Origin of the sequence: Olivibacter ginsenosidimutans (assembly GCF_039542865.1) — a bacterium.
Classification (GTDB): Bacteria; Bacteroidota; Bacteroidia; order Sphingobacteriales; family Sphingobacteriaceae; genus Olivibacter; species Olivibacter ginsenosidimutans.
Genome location: NZ_BAABIQ010000016.1, coordinates 1 through 1,511, shown reverse-complemented (window position 1 = coordinate 1,511; position 1,511 = coordinate 1). Strand labels below are relative to the sequence as shown.

General features: G+C 51.6%; 2 protein-coding genes. One reads left to right on the top strand and one right to left on the bottom strand.

Annotated features, from left to right (window positions below; translation table 11 throughout):
- The first annotated feature begins 145 nt into the window (after positions 1-145).
- Positions 146-883, top strand: a complete 738-nt coding sequence (locus tag ABD930_RS08720) for a DUF5712 family protein (RefSeq protein ID WP_345231338.1) — start codon at positions 146-148, stop codon at positions 881-883.
- Between the two features lie 328 nt (positions 884-1,211).
- Here ABD930_RS08720 and ABD930_RS08715 read toward each other — a convergent pair whose 3' ends face one another.
- Positions 1,212-1,397: a helix-turn-helix transcriptional regulator gene (locus ABD930_RS08715; protein WP_345231339.1), complete on the bottom strand. Its 186-nt coding sequence runs from the start codon at positions 1,395-1,397 to the stop codon at positions 1,212-1,214.
- Between the last annotated feature and the right edge of the window lie 114 nt (positions 1,398-1,511).

Genomic DNA, 1,511 nt, shown 5'->3' with positions numbered 1-1,511 from the left:
AGAAGATGCTGACCGCCTTTTTTAATATGTCGCGTTCTATTTTGGCCTCTTTCAGCTCTTTCTCAAGACGGCGTATCTTCTGCTCTTCTTCGCTCAGTCCGGGTTCAATGGAACGGTCAATGACGCCAAACCCCATGAAGTAAGGATGAACATCGACCGCAACGTGGCGAAGCTGGGCAGGGAAGACAGCAAATTCTTCCTCATCAACATCAGCCCCAGCCAAAAGGAACTGGCACACCTCGTGTCCAAATACGGCGAGGACGGGGCAAGGGAAAAACTGAAAGCATTTGCCGCGAGGGTAATGGACGAGTATGCCCGTAACTTCAAACGCCCCGGCATCGACAGCCACAAGGATTTGCTTTGGTTCGGCAAGCTGGAAAATTACCGCTATTACAACCACAACGACAGGGAGGTAAAAAGCGGGCTAAAGAGAAAAGGCGAACGCAAGGAGGGGCGGCAGATGCACGTCCAAATCATCGTGAGCCGCAAGGACATCACCAACAAAATCAAGCTAAGCCCGCAGAACACGTCACGAGGCCGGAACAAAGCCCATTCGCAGAAGTTGGGGCAGTTCGACCGCACGGCGTTCAAGCAGTCGGGCGAAACGCTGTTCGATGAACTGTTCGATTTTGAGCGCAACCTGAAAGACAGCCTGCAATATGCCAACACGATGAAGAACGGCACGGCACAGCAAAAGGCGCAGATGCACACGCTCACGGAACTGACGGAGCGGCATCCGCATGGGCAGCCGTTGGCAATGGAACTGGCACATGATGTTGCCCACGGCATGTTCGAAAGCGTGGGCGAAATGCTGGCCACCACGGGCAGCATGGCTGCCGACCTATTGGGATTACTAAATGGCTCCGGTGGAGGGAGCGGGTGAGCAGCAAAACCCCATCGAGGAAGAGGAAAAGCGGCGAAAACGGAAAAAGAAAGCGCAGTCACAAGGGATTAGGCGTTGAGTTTACGGGTGGTTCAGGGCGTCCGGCCTTTGCACCGCCCGGCCAAAATTACCCACGGCGTGGGAAAGGTCAAGGGTATATAAACGCCTCCTCCCGCAGGCCTTTGCCCTCCGGCGCCCTTGACCCGATTCCCCGCCTTGCGTTCCGGTGGCCTAAGCGGTGAAAATGCCTTGGTGTGTGCAGATTTTTAAACCTCGACTCCTGAAATGAGCCGATATGAGCCAGTAAGAACCAATAGTGAGCCGATGACTATAGCAGTGTGTAATAAGACCCGGGGCCAATTCCATGCCTTTCTATAAGTTTTGCCGACAAAAGGCTGTCCAACATCCTTTTCACGGTTGCGCTTGAAACACCAAGTTTTTTCGCCATGTCGCTGGTTTTAATACCCGAATTTGCCTCAATGATGGTAAGCAGATGTCTTTCTCTTTGTGAAATGGCCTGCTGTGGAGTTAGTACATTTGAGTAGAGACAGATTTAATGATGAATAATTAAATTTGTTTAACTATGAGCAATCGAGTATTTGACGAACAATTCAAAAAAATGGCCGTT

What these genes read in the sequence shown, in the direction of transcription:
- ABD930_RS08720 (WP_345231338.1), top strand. Translation starts at nt 146, where the DNA reads ATGAACATCGACCGCAACGTGGCGAAGCTGGGCAGGGAAGACAGCAAA.